General features: G+C 68.3%; 18 protein-coding genes and 1 pseudogene. 7 read left to right on the top strand and 12 right to left on the bottom strand.

The genetic code is table 11. From position 1 onward, the window contains the following. Positions 1 to 37 precede the first annotated feature (37 nt). From ACIN94_RS09060 to ACIN94_RS09050, 3 genes are all read right to left on the bottom strand, one after another. Positions 38 to 232 carry a dihydrofolate reductase family protein gene (locus tag ACIN94_RS09060; protein WP_400703020.1) on the bottom strand — a complete coding sequence of 65 codons (195 nt, stop codon included), beginning with the start codon at positions 230 to 232 and terminating at the stop codon, positions 38 to 40. 32 nt (positions 233 to 264) lie between these two features. Next, positions 265 to 1,632 carry an IS607 family element RNA-guided endonuclease TnpB gene (gene tnpB / locus ACIN94_RS09055; protein WP_400701829.1) on the bottom strand — a complete coding sequence of 456 codons (1,368 nt, stop codon included), beginning with the start codon at positions 1,630 to 1,632 and terminating at the stop codon, positions 265 to 267. 325 nt (positions 1,633 to 1,957) lie between these two features. Continuing rightward, a complete protein-coding gene (locus ACIN94_RS09050; RefSeq protein ID WP_400701826.1) occupies positions 1,958 to 2,545 on the bottom strand; it encodes a TetR/AcrR family transcriptional regulator in 588 nt (195 codons plus the stop codon). Between the two features lie 127 nt (positions 2,546 to 2,672). Here ACIN94_RS09050 and ACIN94_RS09045 point away from each other — a divergent pair, with 127 nt between their 5' ends. After that, positions 2,673 to 4,994 carry an MMPL family transporter gene (locus ACIN94_RS09045; protein WP_400701823.1) on the top strand — a complete coding sequence of 774 codons (2,322 nt, stop codon included), beginning with the start codon at positions 2,673 to 2,675 and terminating at the stop codon, positions 4,992 to 4,994. A gap of 422 nt (positions 4,995 to 5,416) precedes the next feature. After that, a complete protein-coding gene (locus tag ACIN94_RS09040) occupies positions 5,417 to 6,046 on the top strand; it encodes a DUF899 domain-containing protein (RefSeq protein WP_400701820.1) in 630 nt (209 codons plus the stop codon). Between the two features lie 11 nt (positions 6,047 to 6,057). On the opposite strand, the gene ACIN94_RS09035 is transcribed toward ACIN94_RS09040, so the two are convergent. After that, positions 6,058 to 6,186: a hypothetical protein gene (locus ACIN94_RS09035; RefSeq protein WP_400701817.1), complete on the bottom strand. Its 129-nt coding sequence runs from the start codon at positions 6,184 to 6,186 to the stop codon at positions 6,058 to 6,060. A gap of 181 nt (positions 6,187 to 6,367) precedes the next feature. Then, positions 6,368 to 7,378, bottom strand: a complete 1,011-nt coding sequence (locus ACIN94_RS09030) for an amidohydrolase family protein (protein ID WP_400701814.1) — start codon at positions 7,376 to 7,378, stop codon at positions 6,368 to 6,370. 125 nt (positions 7,379 to 7,503) lie between these two features. Between ACIN94_RS09030 and ACIN94_RS09025 the strand changes: the two genes are divergently transcribed. Continuing rightward, positions 7,504 to 7,917 carry a MarR family winged helix-turn-helix transcriptional regulator gene (locus ACIN94_RS09025; RefSeq protein ID WP_400701811.1) on the top strand — a complete coding sequence of 138 codons (414 nt, stop codon included), beginning with the start codon at positions 7,504 to 7,506 and terminating at the stop codon, positions 7,915 to 7,917. A 127-nt stretch (positions 7,918 to 8,044) separates the two neighbouring features. On the opposite strand, the gene ACIN94_RS09020 is transcribed toward ACIN94_RS09025, so the two are convergent. From ACIN94_RS09020 to ACIN94_RS08995, 6 genes and pseudogenes are all read right to left on the bottom strand, one after another. Then, positions 8,045 to 8,920, bottom strand: coding sequence for an IS701 family transposase (locus ACIN94_RS09020; RefSeq protein ID WP_400701808.1), 876 nt, complete (start codon positions 8,918 to 8,920; stop codon positions 8,045 to 8,047). A 23-nt stretch (positions 8,921 to 8,943) separates the two neighbouring features. Continuing rightward, positions 8,944 to 9,321: pseudogene (locus tag ACIN94_RS09015) on the bottom strand (transposase); the annotation flags it as partial. Positions 9,322 to 9,663: 342 nt separating this feature from the next. Beyond that, positions 9,664 to 10,146, bottom strand: coding sequence for a (2Fe-2S)-binding protein (locus ACIN94_RS09010; RefSeq protein ID WP_400701805.1), 483 nt, complete (start codon positions 10,144 to 10,146; stop codon positions 9,664 to 9,666). After that, positions 10,143 to 11,075, bottom strand: coding sequence for an FAD binding domain-containing protein (locus ACIN94_RS09005; protein WP_400701802.1), 933 nt, complete (start codon positions 11,073 to 11,075; stop codon positions 10,143 to 10,145). The genes ACIN94_RS09010 and ACIN94_RS09005 overlap by 4 nt, the downstream gene beginning before the upstream one ends. Then, complete coding sequence (locus tag ACIN94_RS09000) at positions 11,072 to 13,384, bottom strand: xanthine dehydrogenase family protein molybdopterin-binding subunit (RefSeq protein ID WP_400701799.1); 2,313 nt, start codon at positions 13,382 to 13,384, stop codon at positions 11,072 to 11,074. Before ACIN94_RS09000 ends, ACIN94_RS09005 begins: the two co-directional genes overlap by 4 nt. A 79-nt stretch (positions 13,385 to 13,463) precedes the next feature. After that, on the bottom strand, positions 13,464 to 14,708 hold the full coding sequence (locus ACIN94_RS08995; protein WP_400701796.1) for a Dyp-type peroxidase: 1,245 nt from the start codon (positions 14,706 to 14,708) through the stop codon (positions 13,464 to 13,466). 47 nt (positions 14,709 to 14,755) lie between these two features. On the opposite strand from ACIN94_RS08995, the gene ACIN94_RS08990 reads away from it, so the two are divergent. Further along, the gene (locus ACIN94_RS08990; RefSeq protein ID WP_400701793.1) at positions 14,756 to 14,890 is read left to right on the top strand and encodes a hypothetical protein; all 135 of its coding nucleotides are present in this window, start codon (positions 14,756 to 14,758) and stop codon (positions 14,888 to 14,890) included. Positions 14,891 to 15,144: 254 nt separating this feature from the next. On the opposite strand, the gene ACIN94_RS08985 is transcribed toward ACIN94_RS08990, so the two are convergent. Beyond that, entirely contained in the window at positions 15,145 to 15,708 is a 564-nt protein-coding gene (locus ACIN94_RS08985; RefSeq protein ID WP_400701790.1) for an EF-hand domain-containing protein, read from the bottom strand. Positions 15,709 to 15,783: 75 nt separating this feature from the next. On the opposite strand from ACIN94_RS08985, the gene ACIN94_RS08980 reads away from it, so the two are divergent. From ACIN94_RS08980 to ACIN94_RS08970, 3 genes are read left to right on the top strand one after another with little or no spacing between them, the layout of a single operon-like run. Beyond that, complete coding sequence (locus ACIN94_RS08980; protein ID WP_400701787.1) at positions 15,784 to 16,845, top strand: SDR family oxidoreductase; 1,062 nt, start codon at positions 15,784 to 15,786, stop codon at positions 16,843 to 16,845. Continuing rightward, positions 16,842 to 18,500: a fatty acyl-AMP ligase gene (locus tag ACIN94_RS08975; RefSeq protein ID WP_400701784.1), complete on the top strand. Its 1,659-nt coding sequence runs from the start codon at positions 16,842 to 16,844 to the stop codon at positions 18,498 to 18,500. The genes ACIN94_RS08980 and ACIN94_RS08975 overlap by 4 nt, the downstream gene beginning before the upstream one ends. Before the next feature lie 48 nt (positions 18,501 to 18,548). Beyond that, positions 18,549 to 18,833 (top strand): acyl carrier protein, encoded by a 285-nt coding sequence (locus tag ACIN94_RS08970; protein ID WP_400701781.1) that lies wholly within the window; start codon positions 18,549 to 18,551, stop codon positions 18,831 to 18,833. Positions 18,834 to 18,881 lie beyond the last annotated feature (48 nt).

Here is an 18,881-nt window from a genome sequence, read left to right as displayed (position 1 = left end):
CGACCGACCTGCGTCCCGGCCGCCGAGCACGGACGGCTCACCGGACGACGCGTAGCCAGATGCTCGTCGCTCGCGGCGTGTGGGTCAGGCTGAGGCGTTCAAGCCTGACATTGGTGCCACCCGGGTGGTCGAACAACCGGACGCCGTCGCCGAGCAGGACGGGCGCCACGAACACCAGGATCTCGTCGAGCACCCCCGCCTCGACGCACTGCCGGGCGACGTCGGCACCCAGGATGTTGACGTACCTCTCCCGTTCGCTGATTCTCAGTGTTTCTCGGTGAGAGCCAGCGAGCTGCCGCGTTGCCGGGGCAGCGTTCCCCGTTGCCGGGGTTCCCGTTTCACCGGTGCGCGCCCGGCGCGGGCGCCGGGTCTTACCGCTCCTCCACGGGCGTTTACCGTCTCCCCGCAACTCTGGGCGACGTCGGCCGCCAACGCGGCCAGATTACGGGCGGCGTTCAGATCCCGGTCCAGAACCAGACCACACGCCGCGCAGGTGAAGGTGCGTTCGGACAGGGCGAGCTTGGCTTTCACCACGCCACAACCCGAACACGTCTTACTCGACGGATACCAGCGGTCGGCCACCACCAGCCGGCCACCGCTCCAGACGGTCTTGTAGGTGAGCTGCCGGCGGACCTCGGCCATGCCGGCATCGGCCACCGCGCGGGCCAGGCGCCGGTTGGCGAGCATCCCGGCCACGTGCAGGTCCTCGACCACGACCGTGCCGTACGTCGTGGCCAACCTGGTGGTCAGCTGGTGCAGGCCGTCGCGCCGCTGACTGGCCACCCGGGCGTGCGCCCTGCCGAGCGCGGCCTTGGCCTTGAACCAGCGGGCCGAGGGCTCCCGCCGGCCGCCGTCGAGGGTGCGCGGACCGGTACGGCGGGCCAACTGCTTATTCAACCGGCGCAGCCTGCGCAGCGCGGAGCGGTGGTGTTTGGGGTGGGGGACGACGTCGCCGGTGGACAGCACGGCGAGGTTCCTCACCCCCAGATCCACCCCGACCACCGCGTCCGGCCGCAGGGGCGGCCGCTCGGTGCGGTCGATCTCGCAGGTGAAGGATACCGACCAGCGGCCGCCCTGCAGGCGGACGGTGGCCGACAGGATCCGCCCGGTGCCCCGCTCCAGATGGCGGGCCAGTTTCCGGGTCGACTCGCAGGTGCGGAGGGTGCCCAGCCGGGGCAGGGTGACGTGGCGGCGGTCGGCCTCGACACGGATGGTGCCGGCGGTGAACCGGCACGACGGGGTGGTGCGGTGCTTGGACTTGAACCTGGGAAAGCCGATCTTCGGTCCTTTGCGGGTGCCTGTGCGGGAGGCCGACCAGTTCTTCAACGCCCGTGCGACACCGTCCAGGCCGGTGTTGTAGGCCTCCTTGGAGTGCTCCGCCCACCACGGCGCCACCACCCCCTTGACCGCGTTCCACACCTTACGCAAGCCGTACAGCGACCACGGCACCTCGGTCAGCCGCTCGGCGGCGACACCGTAGGTCTTCTCGGCCTCCCGCTGTTCCAAGGCCGCCTTGACCCGGCCCAGAGCCCAGTTGAACGCATACCGGGCCGCCCCGCAGTGCGAGGCCAACGCCGCAGCCTGCTCAGGGGTGGGATCCAGGGCGTAGCGGTAGGCCTGATGGACCCGCACCACCCCACCCCCCCGCCCCGCTCTTTACTCACCGCTGTCAACCAATAACGGTGAGCTCATCTTCGGGAAGTGATCGACAGCCACCGGACCGGCGGAAAAACCCGCACCGCACCCCGGCACCGCATCCTCGCACCGCCCCGATCCCCCATCCACCGCTCCAAGGGCCGGCCAGGTGAACGAGCTCAGACCGCCCGAGGGTCCGGATCCGCGGGGCAGGCGTTCCGCCAGGAGCTCGGCGAGCCGGGTGGCGAACACCGAGCCGACGATGGACGCCGCCCATGATGCCCGCGTACTTGCCGCGTTCCCGGGCAGGCACCGTCCCTCTCTAGCGTGTGTAGAACTGGGCCACGATGCGGTCCATCAGTTCCTCGCCCGGCCGCTGGTCGCTGACCAGCCGCCATTGCTGCATGATTGCCACGGGCAGCAGCGACAACAGCTCTATGTCCGTGGTCGCCGGTATTTCTCCGCGGTCGATGGCGCGGGTGACGATCATGCGAAGGCTGTTCACGAGTGTTCCGGTCATGCCGGCGCGGAACGCTTCACGTAGCTGGGGGTTGTTGGCGATCTCGCCGCTGACGGCGGCCAGAGCCTGCGCGCCGCGGTGCTCTCCGCGCAACAGTGCGCGCAGGAAACGTCGCATGTCTTCGGCGAGGCTACCGGTGTCGGGTATGTCGGGGACGACGTCGGCACGGCGCTGCATCGCTTCAGCCGCGAGCGCTGCTTTGTTGGGCCAGCGCAGATAGAGGCTGGCTTTGCTCACCTCGGCCCGCGCGGCGACCTGTTCCATCGTCAAACCCGCATAGCCGGCCTCGGCCAGCAACTCCAACGCTGCGGCCAGCACCGCAGCATCCACACCGGGATCGCGTGGGCGACCCCGGCGAGGCCGCGCCGCCTCGCCGGCCTGGTCCGCCATCTTTCTCGCCTCTTCCCGTCGGCAACTCTTTACTAAACGCCAGCGTCTGGATATTGTCGGCCGCCGACGGCATTACCAGACGCGGCCGTTCAGATAATACACTCAGGCATCCGGTGAGGACGTGGTCATGTTCGAGGCTTTGGCGCGGTTCGTTGTCCGGTTCCGCTGGCTGATCGTAGTGGCGTGGGTAGCCGGCGTCGCCGGTGCGGTGTTCGCGCTGCCGAGCCTGTCCAGCGTCACCCAGTCGAACAACGCCCAGTTCCTGTCAGCCGACGCGCCGAGCCGGCACGCGGCCGACCTGGCCGCTCCGTTTCAGGGGGCCAGCCCCGGTGCCACCGCGATCATCGTCGCGTCCAGGGCGAACGGGCCGCTCACCACGGCCGACGACGCCGCGATCGAGCGGGTGCTGCAAGCCGCCGCAACCGTCAAGGATGTGACCTCGGTACGCGATCAGGGCGTGTCGGCCGACGGACAGGCGCGCCGGGCGCTGCTGGTGACCGTGCCCAACGGCCCCGGCAACGCACCCAACTCCGATCTGGTCACCGCCGTCCGCGCCACGTTCACCTCCGCCTCAGCGCCGGTGGGGCTTACCTTCCACCTGACCGGCCCGCTGGCGCAGACCACCGACGCGGGTACCGCTTCAACGCAGGCGGGCACCAACATCCACCGGTTCACCCTGCTGTTCGTGATCGTGTTGTTGTTCGTCGTGTACCGCTCGCTGCTGGCCCCCGTCGTCACCCTGATCCCCGCGGTGCTGGCGCTGCTGCTGGCCGGGCCGGTGATCGGCCAGGCCGGGCAGGCCGGGCTGCCGGTGTCACCGGCCATCCAGCAGTTGCTCGTGGTGCTGCTGCTCGGCGCCGGCACCGACTACGGTCTGTTCCTGGTCTTCCGGATGCGTGAAGAGATCCGCCGCGGCCGGGAGCCCCGCGAAGCCCTGATCGCCGGGATGGCCCGGGTCGGGGAGTCGATCACCTTCTCGGCCATCACCGTGATCGCGGCTCTGGCCTGCCTCGCTCTTGCCTCCTTCGGCCTGTACCGCGGCCTCGGTCCAGCGTTGGCCATCGCCCTGGGCGTGATGTTGCTGGCCGCGCTGACGCTACTACCGGCCCTCCTGGCGATCGCCGGGCGGGCGCTGTTCTGGCCCACCCACCCCGCCAGCGGGCAGCAATCCGTCGGCGTGTGGGGTCGCATCTCCACCCGCGCGGTACGACGGCCCCTACCCGTCCTCGCCGCAGGAGTGCTCCTCTTCGGTGGTCTCGCGGCAGGCTTGAACGGGTTCACCACTGGCGGTTTCACCTCCAGCAACCCCGCCACGGCCGGCGATTCCGCCGCCGGCACCGCCGTGCTGTCCGCACACTTCCCCGCCCCCACGAACAACGGCGAAACGTTGCTGCTGCGGTTCGCCGACCCTGTCTGGCACAACCCGAACGCCCTGCAAACGGCCCAGCGGCAACTGACCGCAGCAGCAGGCATCAGCGCGCTGACCGGTCCGCTCAACCCCAACGGCACCACCGTCACCGCCGCCGATCTGGCCAACCTCCACTCGAGCCTCGGCTCGGCCACAAGCCCGCCCGCGACACCGCCGGCCGGGGTTTCGCCCAGCCTGTACCAGACATACCGAGCCAGTACACAGTTCATCAGCCCCGACGGACGTACCGTACGCTTCGACGCGGTACCTGCTGCCGGACCGGCCGGCAGCCGAGCCGCCATCGACGCCATCCCCGCGCTGCGGACCACCGTGACCGAGGTGGCGACCGGCGTTGCCGCAACCGACAGCGGCGTCGCCGGACTCGACGCGACCGCGCACGACATCTACACGGCCTCCACCAGCGATCTGGCCCGCCTGGTACCCATCGTGCTGCTGGCCATCGCATTACTGCTCGCCTTGATGCTGCGCAGCCTCATCGCGCCGCTGTATCTGATCGTCACCGTGGGCCTGTCCTACGTGGCCGCCCTCGGCTTCGCCAACATCGTGTTCGTCCACTATGGCAACGGCGAGGGCCTGAATTTCATCATCCCGATCCTGCTGTTCGTCTTCGCCATGGCCCTGGGCGAGGACTACAACATCCTGCTCATGGCCCGCGTCCGCGAAGAAGCCCACACCCATCCGCTGCGCGAGGCCCTCACCCGGGCGATCGGACGCACCGGCGGCACCATTACCGCAGCCGGGCTCATCCTGGCCGGCACCTTCGCCGTCCTCGCCATCGCCGGCAACAACACCCAGGCCCGCCAGCTCGGTTTCACCATCGCCTTCGCCGTCATCCTGGACACCTTCTTTGTACGCACCCTCCTGGTCCCCGCCGCCGCCGTCCTACTCGGCCGATACAACTGGTGGCCCTCCGCCCTGTCCCGCATCCCCGCCGATCACAGGTCCACCGCCGCACCCGACCCCACAGCCGGCAAAGCAAGCGACCCCACCCGGCCGGCCACGACAGGAGGTAAGCCATGACCCGACCCGATAACCCCACAGGGTTCCGGGCAGGCGCGAGTCCTGACTGGATAGCAGTTCTTGCACGCTGCGTACGTCCAGCTCGCCGATGAGTCCCGCCGTCACCGAATTCGGGAAGGACGGGACACGGGACGGCGAGGACGTGCCGTTGTAGGCAGGCCGTCCGTACCCGACGACGTGACGCAGGTTGCGCGACCGGCGCGCCACGACGTTTGACGTATTGCCGTCGATCGTCTGGATCGTCGTGCCGGAGCGCACCTTCTCCACCACGCCGACGTGCTGGATCCCCGGCAAGGAAACACAGCGTCCGATGTGCGCCACGCTCCTGTACGTGGCTCGGAACCGCACGGAGCCAAGTGGCATTGGGAACCGCCTGCCAGGGGTTGCGGGATTTTGTCGGTCCCGCGGAGCACAATCGGCGGATGGAGAAACCGAGGATCGTTTCGGCCGGGGAGTGGCAGCAGGCTCGCGACGAACTGCTCAAGGCCGAGAAGGACGCCACCCGCGCTCAGGACGCGCTCGCGGCGCGACGTCGCCGCCTCCCGATGGTCAAGTTCGCCAACGGGTACGCATTCGACACGCCCACCGGCACGAAGACCCTGCTCGACCTGTTCGAAGGCCGGGACCAGCTGGTCGTCTACCAGTTCATGGACAACGGGCCGGACCACTACTGCCCGGGCTGCACCGGGTTCACGAACAACGTCCCGGTGGCCGGGATGGCCTGGCCGGCCGAGCTCGGGGTCACCTGGGTGACCGTGTCGAACATGCCGCTCGCCCAGATCGAGGCGTACAAGGCGCGGATGGGCTGGACGGTGCCGTTCGTGTCCTCACACGGCACGTCGTTCGCGGACGACTGCGGCGCCGGCGGCGGCTTCATGCTGAGCGTGTTCCTGCGCGACGGCGAGGACGTCTACCGGACCTACAACACCACCGCCCGCGGCGTGGACCGGCTCGTCTTCGCCCACAACATCCTCGACCTCACCCCGTACGGCCGGCAGCAGGACTGGGAGGACTCCCCACCCGGCTGGCCGCAGCACCCCACCTACGGATAGGTGAGCCGGCGTCACGCCCTGTCCTGGTCGGCGGCATCCACCAGTCCATCACCACGACCATGGATCTTTACCGGCACCTTGTCATTGATGGCCTGCTCGCCGGAGGCGGCCAATCCGGCCTCGCGCAGGATTCGCCGCACCGTCTCCTCCAGTGGGCTGTCCTCGCCGATGATCGCCTCGTCGCACTCGGGGAGTACGCGGGCGCAGTCCTAGTAGGGCTTTGTTAGAAGCCGTTGCTCAATCGATCATGCTGAGCATGGTTGGGACCGAGCCGCGAGGCGCGGTTCCAGCCGGCTATCGGCTGTGTGAGACGCGCCGTCGTCAGACTCGCGCGGTGTCCGCGGGCCTGCCGATCCGCTCCGGCAGGCCGGGGAAGAGGCGCCTGGCGTTGGTGTGGCCGATCTTGACTCGGTCGTTCTCGTTGATGGCGGCGTTGTCGAACCAGTCGGCCGCCTCGCGCATGGATTCGTAGGGGTAGTCGCTGGAGAACAGCACGCGGTCGACGCCCATCTCGGCCAGTGTCGCGTTGAGCGTCTGGGTGTGGAAGTTGCCGCTGGTCGTGACGTAGAAGTTGTTGAGCAGGTAGTGGGTCAGCGGCTTCTTGAACTTGATCAGGTCGCCCATCATGGCCGCGCGGTGGTCGATGCGCCAGATGTTGAACGGCAGGGTCTCGCCCAGATGACCGAGGATGACTGTGAGTCGGGGGAATCGGTCGAACAGGCCGCTGGTCATCAGCCGCAGCGCGTGGGTGGCGGTCTCGACAGTGAAGCTCCACACGGCGCCGAACAGTTCCGGATGACCCTCATAGATGCCCTGGTTGCCCGGCAGGGGATCGCGCGGGTGCAGGTAGACCGGCACGCCGAGTGCCTCGACGCGTTCCCAGAACGGCAGGAAGCGTTCGTGGTCGTAGTACCAGCCGGTGTCGGCGTCACCGATGTTGGTGAAGCCGTTGAGCATCACTCCGTGAAACCCGAGTTGGGTCACGCAGCGCTCCAGCTCGGCCACGGCCGCGGCCGGGTCCTGCAGGGGCAGGGTGGCGAATCCGCCGTAGCGGGTGGGATTGGCGGCGACGATCTTGGCCAGCTCGTCGTTGACCCGCCTGGCGCGGGTGACGGCACGGCGTGGGTCGGTCTCCGCCTGGACGCCGGGCGCTGTCAGCGACAGCAGTGAGTAGTCGATGCCGGTGGCGTCCATCTCCCCCAGTCGCTCCGTGCTCACCTCGAGCAGGCGCCGGGAGACCTCCCTCATCATCTCGGGGTTGACGTATTGCGGGAGTTCGTTGCTGAACTCCGGGAGGTTGAAGTGCTCTTCGAGCGCGATCTTGCCTTTCATGTGGCCGCTCCTTGTTTTCGGGCCCGTATTGAAGCCACCTTCAATATAGAAGGCGCCTGCTATGATTCACGGTGGACACGGACAGCGACGGCGGCCTGGGTGCGTCACCGGTGATCGACTTTGGTGTGGCCCTTAAGCGTGCGCAGCACCTGCTGGCGCAGCGAATAGACGATGTCCTGCGTCCGCTGGATCTCAACCTGGGACTGTGGGGGGTGCTGCGGGAGGCGGCGAGGCAGCCTGGCGCCTCCGCCTCCGAGCTGGCCAGGGCCTTGTTCCACACGCCGCAGACGCTGAGCGGGCTGTTGCGGCGGCTCCACGAACGTGGGCTCGTCGAACGCACGGGACGCGGCCGCATCGTGGAGAACCATCTGACCGCCGCGGGTCACGACGCGCTGACCGCGGCGACGCAACGCGTCGAGGAGGTCATCGCCGCCGCGCTGGCGATCTTCGGCCCAGCGGAGCGCGCCAGTTTCGAACGGTTGGCGGCCGACTTCGCGAGGGCGCTCGCGCGCGACCAGCCGCCCGGCCGCCCGACCTGACATGCAACCCCATCACCGACGGCACCCGGCACCACCCACTGAAGAGACGACACGATGCGCCATCACTGGCGCACGGTCACCAACTTCATGCCTGACTAGCGGAAACTCAGCGATTAAGTGCGGAAACTTAGGTGCGGTGGTGTGGTGCTGGTGCAGGTTGGCCGCATATGGAGCAGGCGCCGGTCCAGGTGGCCAGGAGGGCCTGGAGTTCGCGGTAGTCATGCTCAACTCGCCATCGGATCTTGGCGATTCGTACCAGCTCGCGTAGTGGGGTGTCGGCGGGCAGGGTCGAGAGCCAGTAGTCGGTGGGTGCGGCGGAGTCGGGCGGCCACTGGGCCAGCAGCCAACACTCGGGCAGGGAGCCGTCGGCGGCCCGGCGGATGGTGCGGTTGGCCGGACGGACGCGCAGGGCCAGGAACTGCGCGCGCATCTCGGCGTTCGGGTTGTGCCTGCCGGCCTTGCTGCCCTGGCGCCAGGTGACCGTGCGGGCTTTCTCGCGTCCGGCGGCCAGGGCCAAGGCGCGCAGGGTGGTGTGCGGCTGGGGATAGGCGGACACGGGTGGGCGGCCCTGTCCGGAGTACGGCGGGCGCTCGGGCCTGGCGTCGCCCGGGTGGGCGGTGGTGGTGGCCTTGACGGCGACCGCGTAGGCCAGGCCGCGTTCGGTCAGGCCCTCGCGGAAGCCCGTGGCGTCGCCGTAGCCGGCGTCGGCGACCATCGGCAGGCCAGGCAACTCCCAGTCCCCGCGCACCTCGTCGAGCGTGTCCAGGGCCAGGCGCCACTTCTCGCGGTGCCGCTCGGTCTCGGGGATGACAGCCTTGTCCCGGCGTCGGCGGATCGCCTCGGCCAGCAGCGCATCGTCGCCGTGCTTGGTGTCGTCCCAGCTCTCGGGCAGGAACAGGCGCCAGTCGACCGCCGAGGACGCGCGGTCGGACACCAGGTTGACACTGACCCCGATCTGGCAGTTGCCCCGCTTGCCCAGCGCGCCGCAGTACATCCGCGCCACCCCGGTGAGTCGTAGCCGTCCTTGGGGAAGCCGACATCGTCGATGGCGTACGCCTCGGGCGCGATGTGCGCGGCAGCCCAACGAGCCAGCCGCTCACGGACCTTGGAGTAGTCCCACGTGGAAGAGGAGACGAACTGCTGCAGCTGTTCGGGTTCCAGGCCACGCCAGGCGACGTAACCGGCATACGCCGGGCGGGAAGCGGGGTCGAGCAGTCTACGCGTGGCCGAGCCGATTCCGTCGGCACCGACCAGGAAGTTGCCCTGCGCCGCATACCCGTCGGTGAAGCCGGCGGTGACCTCGTGGCTTTCCACGCGTAGGCTGCTGAGCGAACTGTCCAGGCGGTAGCACACTCCCTCCAGTGGCCCCCGGAGTGTGCGGTAAAGGGTGTCCCACGAGGTCATCAGTTGCGGAGCCGCGTAGCGTGCGGCTCCGCCGTGCAGGTGCAATTGCTGGCGTTCGCGCAGTTCGACGCTCACGGACCGTGCGCCGACGCCCAGCCGGGTCAGCAGTGACTCGGCCTCTGGTTGCATGACGATTCCGGCGCCGCGTGGCCGTGTGGTGCCAGCCGACCGTTCGTACACCGCGACCTCCACGTCGTCCATACGGATCAGACCGAGTCCAACCAGGGTGCCGTCTGAGGAGGAGACAGACTTCGCGAGCCGGTCGTTGCAGGCCGAGACGTAGTCGTCTGCCTCGGAGGGCGCGAAGACGGGGAAGGCGAACGGGGTCGTCACGAGGCGGGGTCAGGTCACGGGCTGCTGCTGTTCCTGCGCTGCCCGCATGATCGCGCGACGAATGGGTTCGTAGCCGGTGCACCGGCAGACGTTGGATCCGACGATGTGCTCTACGCGCTCGGGGTGGTCGCCGAGGGTGGGGTCGGCTTCCAATGCCCCGGCGGCCACCATCAGGAATCCGGGCGTGCAGAAGCCGCACTGCAGCGCGTGTTCGGCGGAAAAGGCCCGCTGCAGCGCGCTGGGCTCGCCGTCCGGACCGGCGAGCCCTTCCACGGTCCGCACCGACCTGCCGTCACACTGCACGGCGAGTATCAGGCAGGAGCGCACCGCCTCACCGTCCACCAGCACGGTGCAAGCGCCACACACACCGTGCTCGCAACCCAGATGTGTGCCAGTGAGCCGGCAGTCCTCCCGCAGCACGTCGGCCAGGATGCGCCGTGGCTCCACGTCGAGCGGGAACTCCTCGCCGTTCACGGTGAGGGTGATCTTCATTGGCTGTCTCCCTTGGGCTCGCTGATGCGGGACCGGTGGTCGTTCGCCGCCTGGCACAGTGTCCTGGCGGTCACGACGGCGATGGCATGCCGCCGGTATTCGAGGTCCGCGTACGGCTCCGCCAGGGGTGCGGCGTCCTGCTCCGCGGCGATCCGGCCCGCGCGGGCGAACGAATGGTCCTCGGGCAGCCGGTACCCGTCCATCGGTGGTCCGCTCTCGACGCCGATCAGGGCCTGCTCGGCGGCGTGCGCCCGTAGCGGCCGGTCAGCGCAGTTGACCAGCCCAATGCGTGCTTCCCCGATCACTCCGTCGTGCATGGTGAGGACCGCCGCGACGGCCACCTGGGCAAAGCAGAAGTGCGTGCGCCGGTGCTCGATGAAGCCGACGCCGGTGTGCTCGGCGAGCAGCGGGTACCGCACGGAGGTGATCAGCTCACCGGGTCGACGGGCGGTCTTAAGGGGACCGTGAAAGTAGTCGCGTGCCGCGACGGTACGAGCACCTTCGGGTCCTTGTAGTTGGACGTCGGCGTCCAGAGCCATGGCGATGGCGCACCACTCGGACGCGGGGTGTCCCCAGCCGAAGCTGCCCACCATGGTTCCCCGGGACCGGATGGGTGGGTGGGCGATGTTGACGACGGCGAGGGAGAACAACGAGCCGAGCGGACCTGGCACGGCCTGCGGGGACTCGAAGACGTGGTGCCTGATCAGGGCGCCGACCTGCAGGGTGTTGTCGATGATCTGCATGTCGTCGAGTGCGGGGATGCGGTTGATGTCGACGACCAGGTCGGGACGGATGCGCTCCAGGTGCATCTCCAGGAGCAGGCTCTGGCCGCCGGCCAGGACCTGGGCCTTGTGGCCCCCGTTTCCCAGGGCGTCGACGGCCTCGGGCACCGTGCGGGGTACGACGTAATCGAAGGCGGCGGGCTTCACCGGGCCTCCTCCAGCTTCGGGGCTCGGGCCGCTCGCCAGATCACGTCCGGGGTGAGCGGCATCTGCAGCAGGTCGGGGTCGGCCGGCTGGAGTGCGTCGACCACGGCGTTGACGACTGCGGCCGGCAGGCCGATGCAGCCCGACTCGCCGGCGCCCTTGGCGCCCAGCGGTGAGCTCGGGCTCGGCGTGCAGGTGTTCTTGACCTCGATGGGTGGCAGTTCGGTGTAAGTCGGCAGCAGGTAGTCCAGCAGGCCGTTGGCCAGCATGGGCACTCCGTTGTCGTCGTAGGGGATGGCCTCGTACAGCGCCTGGCCGATGCCCTGCAGAGCGGACCCGAAGGCCTGCGCGTGGACGATGTCGGGGTTGAGCACCACACCGCAGTCGTCGACCATCACCACCTTCAGCAGCTGCACGGTGCCGAGTTCCGGGTCGACCTCGGCCACCGCCACGTGGGCTCCGAAGGGGAACGCCATCCCCGTCTCGAACCGGTCCTCCACGCGCAGGGGCCCGGTCGCCTTGACCAGCTCGCTGACGTCCATGGCGGCCGAGCCGTCGTGGGCGGCGTGTACCGTGCCGTCGGACCACTCCACCTGCTCCAGGGGCAGATTCCACAGGTCCGCGGCCCTCTGCTTGGCCTCCTCGATGACCAGTTGGGAGGCGTGCTGCAGCATCGCACCCGCGACCTGCGCGGTGCGGCTGGCGAAGGATCCCAATCCCTGGGGCTGTTCATCGGTGTCGCCCTCGATCAGCCGGACGCGCTGTTCGTCCACGCCCAGGGTTTTGGCGACCAGCGCGGGGAACACCGTCTCGTGGCTCTGACCGCTGGAGGCCGCGCCACACCGCGCGGTGATCGTGCCGTCCGTGCCGACCTCGATGCTGCCGAACTCGTGCAGGCCGCCCGGCTCCCCGCCGGAGCGTTCCACGTAGCAAGACAGGCCGATACCCAGGGGCTTGGCGGTCGGGTCCGTCCGGCGGCGGGCCTGCTCGGCCCGCCACGTGTCGTAGCCGACGGTCTCCAGCGCCAGGCCGAGCGCGCGTGCGTACTCGCCGCTGTCGTAGGTCCGGCCGGTGGGGGTCGTGTACGGGAAGCTCTCGGGCGGGATGAAGTTGCGGCGCCGCAGTTCCGCCGGGTCCATCCCCAGCCGACGGGCCATCATGTCCATACACCGTTCCAGGGCGATGACCGCCTCGGGCCGGCCGGCACCCCGGTAGGGGTAGGTGAGCATAGTGTTGGTGAGGATCGAGCGGACGGTCGCATGCACCTTGGGGGTGCTGTAGGCGCCGGTCGCCATCCAGGCGGTCTGCATCGGCAGCCCGACCCCGAGGTGAGGGTAGGCGCCGACGTCGGCGTCGATGTGGAGCTCGTAGGCGAGAAGTCGGCCGTCGGCGTCGGCGGCCAGCCGGGCATGCTGGTCCTGGCCGCGGCCTCGGGTGGCGACCATCATGGATTCCAGGCGGTCCTCGATCCACCGGACGGGCCGCTGCAGCTTGACCGCCAGGAAGGCGACCACGACGAACTCCGGGAAGGACGCGCTCTTCGACCCGAACGCGCCGCCGGTGTCCGGGACCACCACACGCACCTGCTCCTGCGACCAGCCCAGCAGCGCCGCCAGCTCGCGGCGGAGCCGGTGGGGCATCTGGTGCCCCGACCAGACCGTCAGCCGGTCGCCCTCCGGGACGGCGAGGATCGTCCTGCATTCCATCGGTGTGGGCATCAGGAGGTTCTGGCGGTACCGGCCCTCCACCACTGCGGCCGCTTCCTGCCACACCTTGTCCTCGATGGGCTTTCCGGCCTCTCCCCGCAGAGCGATGTTGCTCAGACCTTCGAAGAGCAGGGTCGAATCTGCGGCCGCGGCGGAGGGTGTCACCATCGCGGGTAGTGGGTCGACCTGAAAGGTGACCTCGGCTGCCCCGTCCTCGGCCCGGTAGCGGTCCTCTCCGAGGACGACCGCGACCGCTTCGCCCGCGTACCGCACGCGCTCCTTGACGAGCGCCGGCCACTCGCGGCCGACGACCGCCTCGTCCGAGGACAGTTTGGCGAGCACGGTGTGCGGAACCGGAGGCAGGTCTTGCAGGGAAGCTGCTGAGTGGGCGCATGGAGGCATGTCCGTGAGGTCGGCGGCGGACCAGGCACCCGCCACACCGGGCACCTCACGAGCCGCACTGCAATCGACCGCGCGCAGCGCACCGTGGCCGACCTTGCTTCTCACGAACACAGCGTCCAGACAGCCCGGTACTTCGATATCGGCGACGTAGCGGCCATTCCCCGTGAGTAGCCTTTCGTCCTCGCGCCGTGTCCATTGATGCACAACCACACCTCTTGCCGGCTCGAGTCCTGCGATGGTCGATCTTGCGGCGTCATCGGCCTGAGGCAAGGCGCGTGTCCGTTCAGGTCAGCAGCGCGCGGGCGTAGTAGTCCTGGGCGCCGGTCACACCCGGCAGGGCGAAGAAGTACCCTCCGCCGGTCGGGGTGATGAAGGGAACGAGCGTTTCGTTTTCCAGCCGCTGTTGCATGTCGATATAGGTGCTGAGATTGCGCTGGAAGCAGCAGAAGGCATGCCCGGCGTCCATGCGCCCGTTGATATCGGGGGCGCGCATGTACTGGTAGCTGCGGCGCCAGATGTGAACAGGAGGCACCTTGTCCGGTACGTACGGGTTGGGCGCGCTGAAACGGGAGTCGACCGTCTGTGGGTTGGCGAGGCGGATGTGGCAGTTGAACGGCATGACCTCGCCTTGCGGATCGTAAACCACCGGGGAGTTCTCGTTGGTACCGCCGTTCAACGGGATGCCGGTGACCTTGTGTCGGCCAATGATCTTCTGCTGCTGGACGACCGGTACCCGATTCCATTCGTCCAGGTGGAATCGGACGATGCGGATCACCTGGTAGGTGCCGCCGGTGGTCCAGGCCGGTTCGGGAGAGGGCGGATGCACCCAGATGAACTTGTTGATCCGGCCCTTGACGTCGGTCAGGAAGTGGTTGGCGACGTCGTCGTGGAATCCGAGCAGGTCACGGGGGGTTCCGCTCGGTCGTTGCGGGCTGCGGAACCCGTCGATGCGCCAGCGCTGCCGCATCAGCGCACTGGTGCGCGTATGAATGTCGATCAGCGCGTTCACCAGCGCGTCGTCGTGGTTGGCGCACAGTTGCAGAAGGAGGTCTCCATGGCATTCGGCGGGATTGAGGTCATCGTGGGCGAAGGCGGTCATGGGGACCAATTCGACCGGTTTGCGGTCAGCCAACCCGAAGCGGTGGTCGAACAAGGACGACCCGACACCGACGGTCACGGTCAGACCGTCCGGCACCAGGGTGCTGCCCAGGAGCCCGGAGCCCGATGAATAAGGGTCGGGATGCGCGGGGCCACCGCTGGTGAGGAATCGGGCCCGCTCGGTGAGGGTACGGAACAGATGGGTGAGCTCACTGCGGTTCCTGGCGGTCACCTCGTAGGCGGCGAAGATCCCCTGCTGCTGCGGGACCAGCGGCGGCATGATGATGCCGGACTGGTGCTCGCCGTGAAAAGGCACGATATCGCGGGCGATCGGGGAGCTCTCTTCGACCGCTTCCCCGCGCGCCGCGCCGACCAGTCCAGCGGCCAGCGACCCCCCGACGAACGAACGGCGAGAGAACGAGTGACACATACCCTCACGCTAAGTAACCGGAGGATGCACACACAAGAAGGCATCTGGTGTTTTTGCAGGTCATTGGCCACCGCTGGGTACGATCCGCCAGCAGGGTCGATTCCCTGGCCGACCTTGCCGTGATTCGCGGCATCGCCATACTCGCCGCCGTCACCGCCAGTGCCGCGGGGGAGCGCTACTGATCGCCGCTGTCCCCGCGGCACTTCCCGCCATTCCCCTCGCCGCCCTGGCCATCGTCATCACGACGGCCACCATCCATCACTGCAGGACCCGGAACGGCGGCTCGCGCGTCTGACCGGTGGGGTGAAGGCCAAGTTGTTCGGCACAGCAGACTCCTTCTTCCGGGAACCGGGGTTCCCCAGAGATCAGGTGTCCACCAAACCGGATCAACTCCAGAACAGCCTGCTCCGTCTGATCGGTCGTGAGCCGCTGGGAGTCAGATCCGGGTGGGGAGCGGGCCGAACAGCCAGTTACCGCGGGCCTGCGCGTCGGCGCTGCGGAAGAACTGCTCGTTCGCCAGGTGCAGCTCCTGTCGGCTCAGCGAGCCGTTGGCATCCAGGTCAAGGTACTCGAACGCGATGAGACTGTCCGCCTCCGACATGCGGAAAGCGCTTCCGGCCATCCGGAGGTACTCGGTCCGGGTGATCCGCCCGTCTCCGTCGGCGTCCATCAGATCGTAGAAGGCGTCGGCAACCGGCGCGATATGCGTGCGGTAGCCCTCCTCGGGCTGGGTGACGAACCGGCCGAATCCCGCTGTGAACTCTCCCAGGTCGACCCGTTCGTCTCCGTTGACGTCCATGGGGAGCGTCACCTCGTCCCACAGCCTCGCGTACCGCTCCCGGACCCGCTGCGACTCGGTCGAGCCCGGCGCGAACCCGAACGCGTTCACCAGCCGGTCGGCCGAGGCGGTGTAGTCCATCTTGTCGACAGTCCCGTCGTCGTCCACGTCCAGAAGTGCGAACAGATGGGCCATCTTGCGCCGCTGCAGGTCGTTGAGCATAGAACCTCCCGAGTTCCGCTTACCGTAAGCGTTCGATACTTTACTATTTGCTACCTCCCATAGGAAGGTTAATTGGTGAGCGTTCAGGTGATCGACGGAGCCAACGGCTTCGTGGGCTCCCATCTGATTGGTGCCCTGCTGGCCCGGGGTGACGAAGTGATCGCCCTGGCTCGCGCGTCCGAGGAGGTGGTGCGCCGCCGAGTCGTGGACGCACTGCTCTGCCTCGGCTTCGAAGAGTCCCTGGCGGCCAGACTCCGGGTGCGCGGGCTGGCGTTGGACGGGCCGGACCTCGGCCTGCCGGTGGCCGAGGTCTTCGCCGAGCGCTGCACCTACTGGCACACCGCCGCGCTCGTCACCTTCTTCCCACGCCGCGAGGAGGAGCTCTTGAACGTGAACGTGGCGGGATCCGCGAACGCACTGGCCACCTACGAGCGGCACGCCCGTCCGGGGTCGCGCTACATCTCCATCGGTACGGCCTACCAGTGCGGCCTCGACACCGAAGGCCCCGTTCCCGAGGACTGGCCCGCGCACGCCTCCCCGGACCGCTTCCGGAACTTCTACGAATACTCCAAACGCGAAGCGGAGATCGCGCTGGCCCGGTCGCGGTCGGTCCGCGAGGGCGCCGTCCTGGTGGCTCGGCTGGGCGTGATGGTCGGCCACTCCCGCACCGGCCGCGCGCTGACCGACTACGGCCTGTACGACTTCCTCCGGGTGATGGCCTTCTTCGCCCGGCGCACGCCCGGTGAACGGGTCCGTCTCCCCTGTCATCCGGACGCCAATCTCCATCTGACACCCATCGACACCACGGTCTCCCGGCTGCTCTCGCTCGCCGCCGGAGACATCGACCGTCCGATCTTCCATGTGGTGAACGGAGGAACCGTGCCGGTCCGCGACCTGTTCGACGCGATCAACGCTCGGCTGCCGATCGAACTGGTCCCCGCCACACCCGAGCAGATCCGGGAAGAGCCGTTCAACCGGTTCGAGGCGGTGGTCAACATGCGGGCCAAGTACACCGCGACCTATTTCCGGCACCATTACGACTTCGAGTGGCGCGACCCGGCGGCCCCGCCCGCCGTCACTCCCGCGGTCCTCGACCGGTTGGTCTCCTGGTACGTCCGTGAGGGGCTGCCCGAATGACCGATTTCGTCACGCACGTGCGGGACCGCCTCAGCGATGATCGGGAACTGGTCTTCGTCCGGGACGACGGCGAACCGACCCGGCTCACCTTCACCGAACTGGATCGGCGGGCCCGTGCCGCCGCCGTATGGCTCACCGAGCTCGGCATGACCGACCAGCCGGTGCTGCTGCTCTATCCGGCCGGGCTCGACTTCACCGTCGCGTTCCTCGGCTGTCTTTACGCCCGGGTGCCGGCAATCCCCGCGCCTCTGCCGGATGCGGGTGCACCTCACTCAAGTCGCGTACGGACACTGCTGCGGGACGCGGGTGTCCGGCTGGTCCTGACCGATCCCGCGCACGCGTCCAAACTGTCCGACCTCTCAGCCCGCGTCGTCGACCCCGCCGCCGATCCGGACGCCTGGACTCCCCCGGTCCTGAGCGCCGACACCGTCGCCTACCTGCAGTACACCTCCGGCTCGACGAGCGAACCACGCGGAGTCGAAGTCTCACACGGCAATCTGCTGCACAACCTGGAGCTGTTCCAATCCCTGGCAGGAGCGAAACCGCCACGGCGGCTGGCCGGATGGCTGCCCCACTACCACGACATGGGCTTGGTCGGCCTCCAGTTGCACGCGCTCTACGCGGGTGCCGACCTGGTGTTCATGTCGCCGCTCGCGTTCGTCGCGCGGCCGGTGCGCTGGCTGGAGCTGATCAGCCGGTACGGTGCGGAGTGGACCGTGTCCCCGGACTTCGGATACTCCTGGTGCACCCGCAGGATCACCGATGAGCAGCTCGCCGGCCTGGACCTGTCCACATTGGCCATGGCCCTCAGCGGAGCTGAACCGATCAGAGCCGGTACGCTCACCGACTTCGAGCGGAGATTCGCTCCTGTCGGCTTCCGCCCGACCACGTGGAATCCCGGCTACGGCCTGGCCGAGTCCACCCTGATGGTCACCTGCGTACCGCGAGGGCAGGGCGTGACCGTACGCAGGTTCGATCCCTCGGCGCTGGAACGACATCAGGCGACTCCGGAGCCCGACGGGGTTCCCCTGGTGGCGTGCGGCCCGGTTTCCGGCCTCGACCTGCGGATCGTCGATCCGGGCGATTCCGCCCCCGTCCCCGATGGCACGATCGGGGAGATCTGGGTGGCGGGCCCGAGCGTCGCCCTCGGCTACCGAGGCCGCCCAGAGGAGACCCGTGCCACCTTCCGCGCGGGTGACGGCCGCTGGCTACGCACCGGTGACCTGGGGTTTCTGCTGGACGGGCAGCTCTACGTGACAGGGCGGATCAAGGACGTCATCATCGTCAACGGCCGCAATCTCTATCCGCAGGACTTGGAGGAAGCGGCCTGCCGGGCGGACCCTGCCACTGGACGGAGCGTCGCCTTCGGCGTCCGCCGGCGGGACGGCGGGGAACACGTCGTCCTGATCCAGGAGGTACGCCGAGGACATTCGGAGGTCCTGAGCGAGACGGCCGACCGGGTCATGGACCTGGTGACGAGAGAGTTCGGCGTCCCGCTCAGCCTGATGCTGGTAGCCCGGGGCACGGTGCGGCAGACCACCAGCGGCAAGCTCCGTCGCCGGCATATGAGGGAACTGTTCCTCAGCGGGAGCCTCACCCCACTGCACGCCGAGCTGGAACCCACGGTCAACGATCTACTGAGGGCCGTTTCATGAACGTGGTCACCGATCCGCGAAGACACTTCATCTATGCCGGGAGAGGCCGTGCCCAACCGTGACTTGCACCGATGGCTCACCGAGCGGGTGGCCACGTACCTCCAACGGCCGCCCGCCGAGATCGATCCGACGGTCAAGCTCCGCGCTTACGGACTGGACTCGGTCCACGCGCTCAGCCTGTGCGTCGACGTCGAAGAGATCGTCGGCCTGCTGGTCGAGCCGACCCTGGCCTGGGACCACCCCACGATCGACGCCATCGCCGCCCACCTCACCGAACTCCTGTCCCAAGACCGGACAGCCGGGGCCGTGGGATCAGGTGCGGATGAACCGTAGGCCGGATATCGGTTCGCCGATATCCGTCAGATCATGCACAGCAAGAAT

It is taken from the genome of Streptosporangium sp. NPDC087985 (assembly GCF_044741965.1).
In the GTDB taxonomy this organism is placed as follows: domain Bacteria; phylum Actinomycetota; class Actinomycetes; order Streptosporangiales; family Streptosporangiaceae; genus Streptosporangium.
This window is presented reverse-complemented; position numbering and strand designations above follow the sequence as displayed.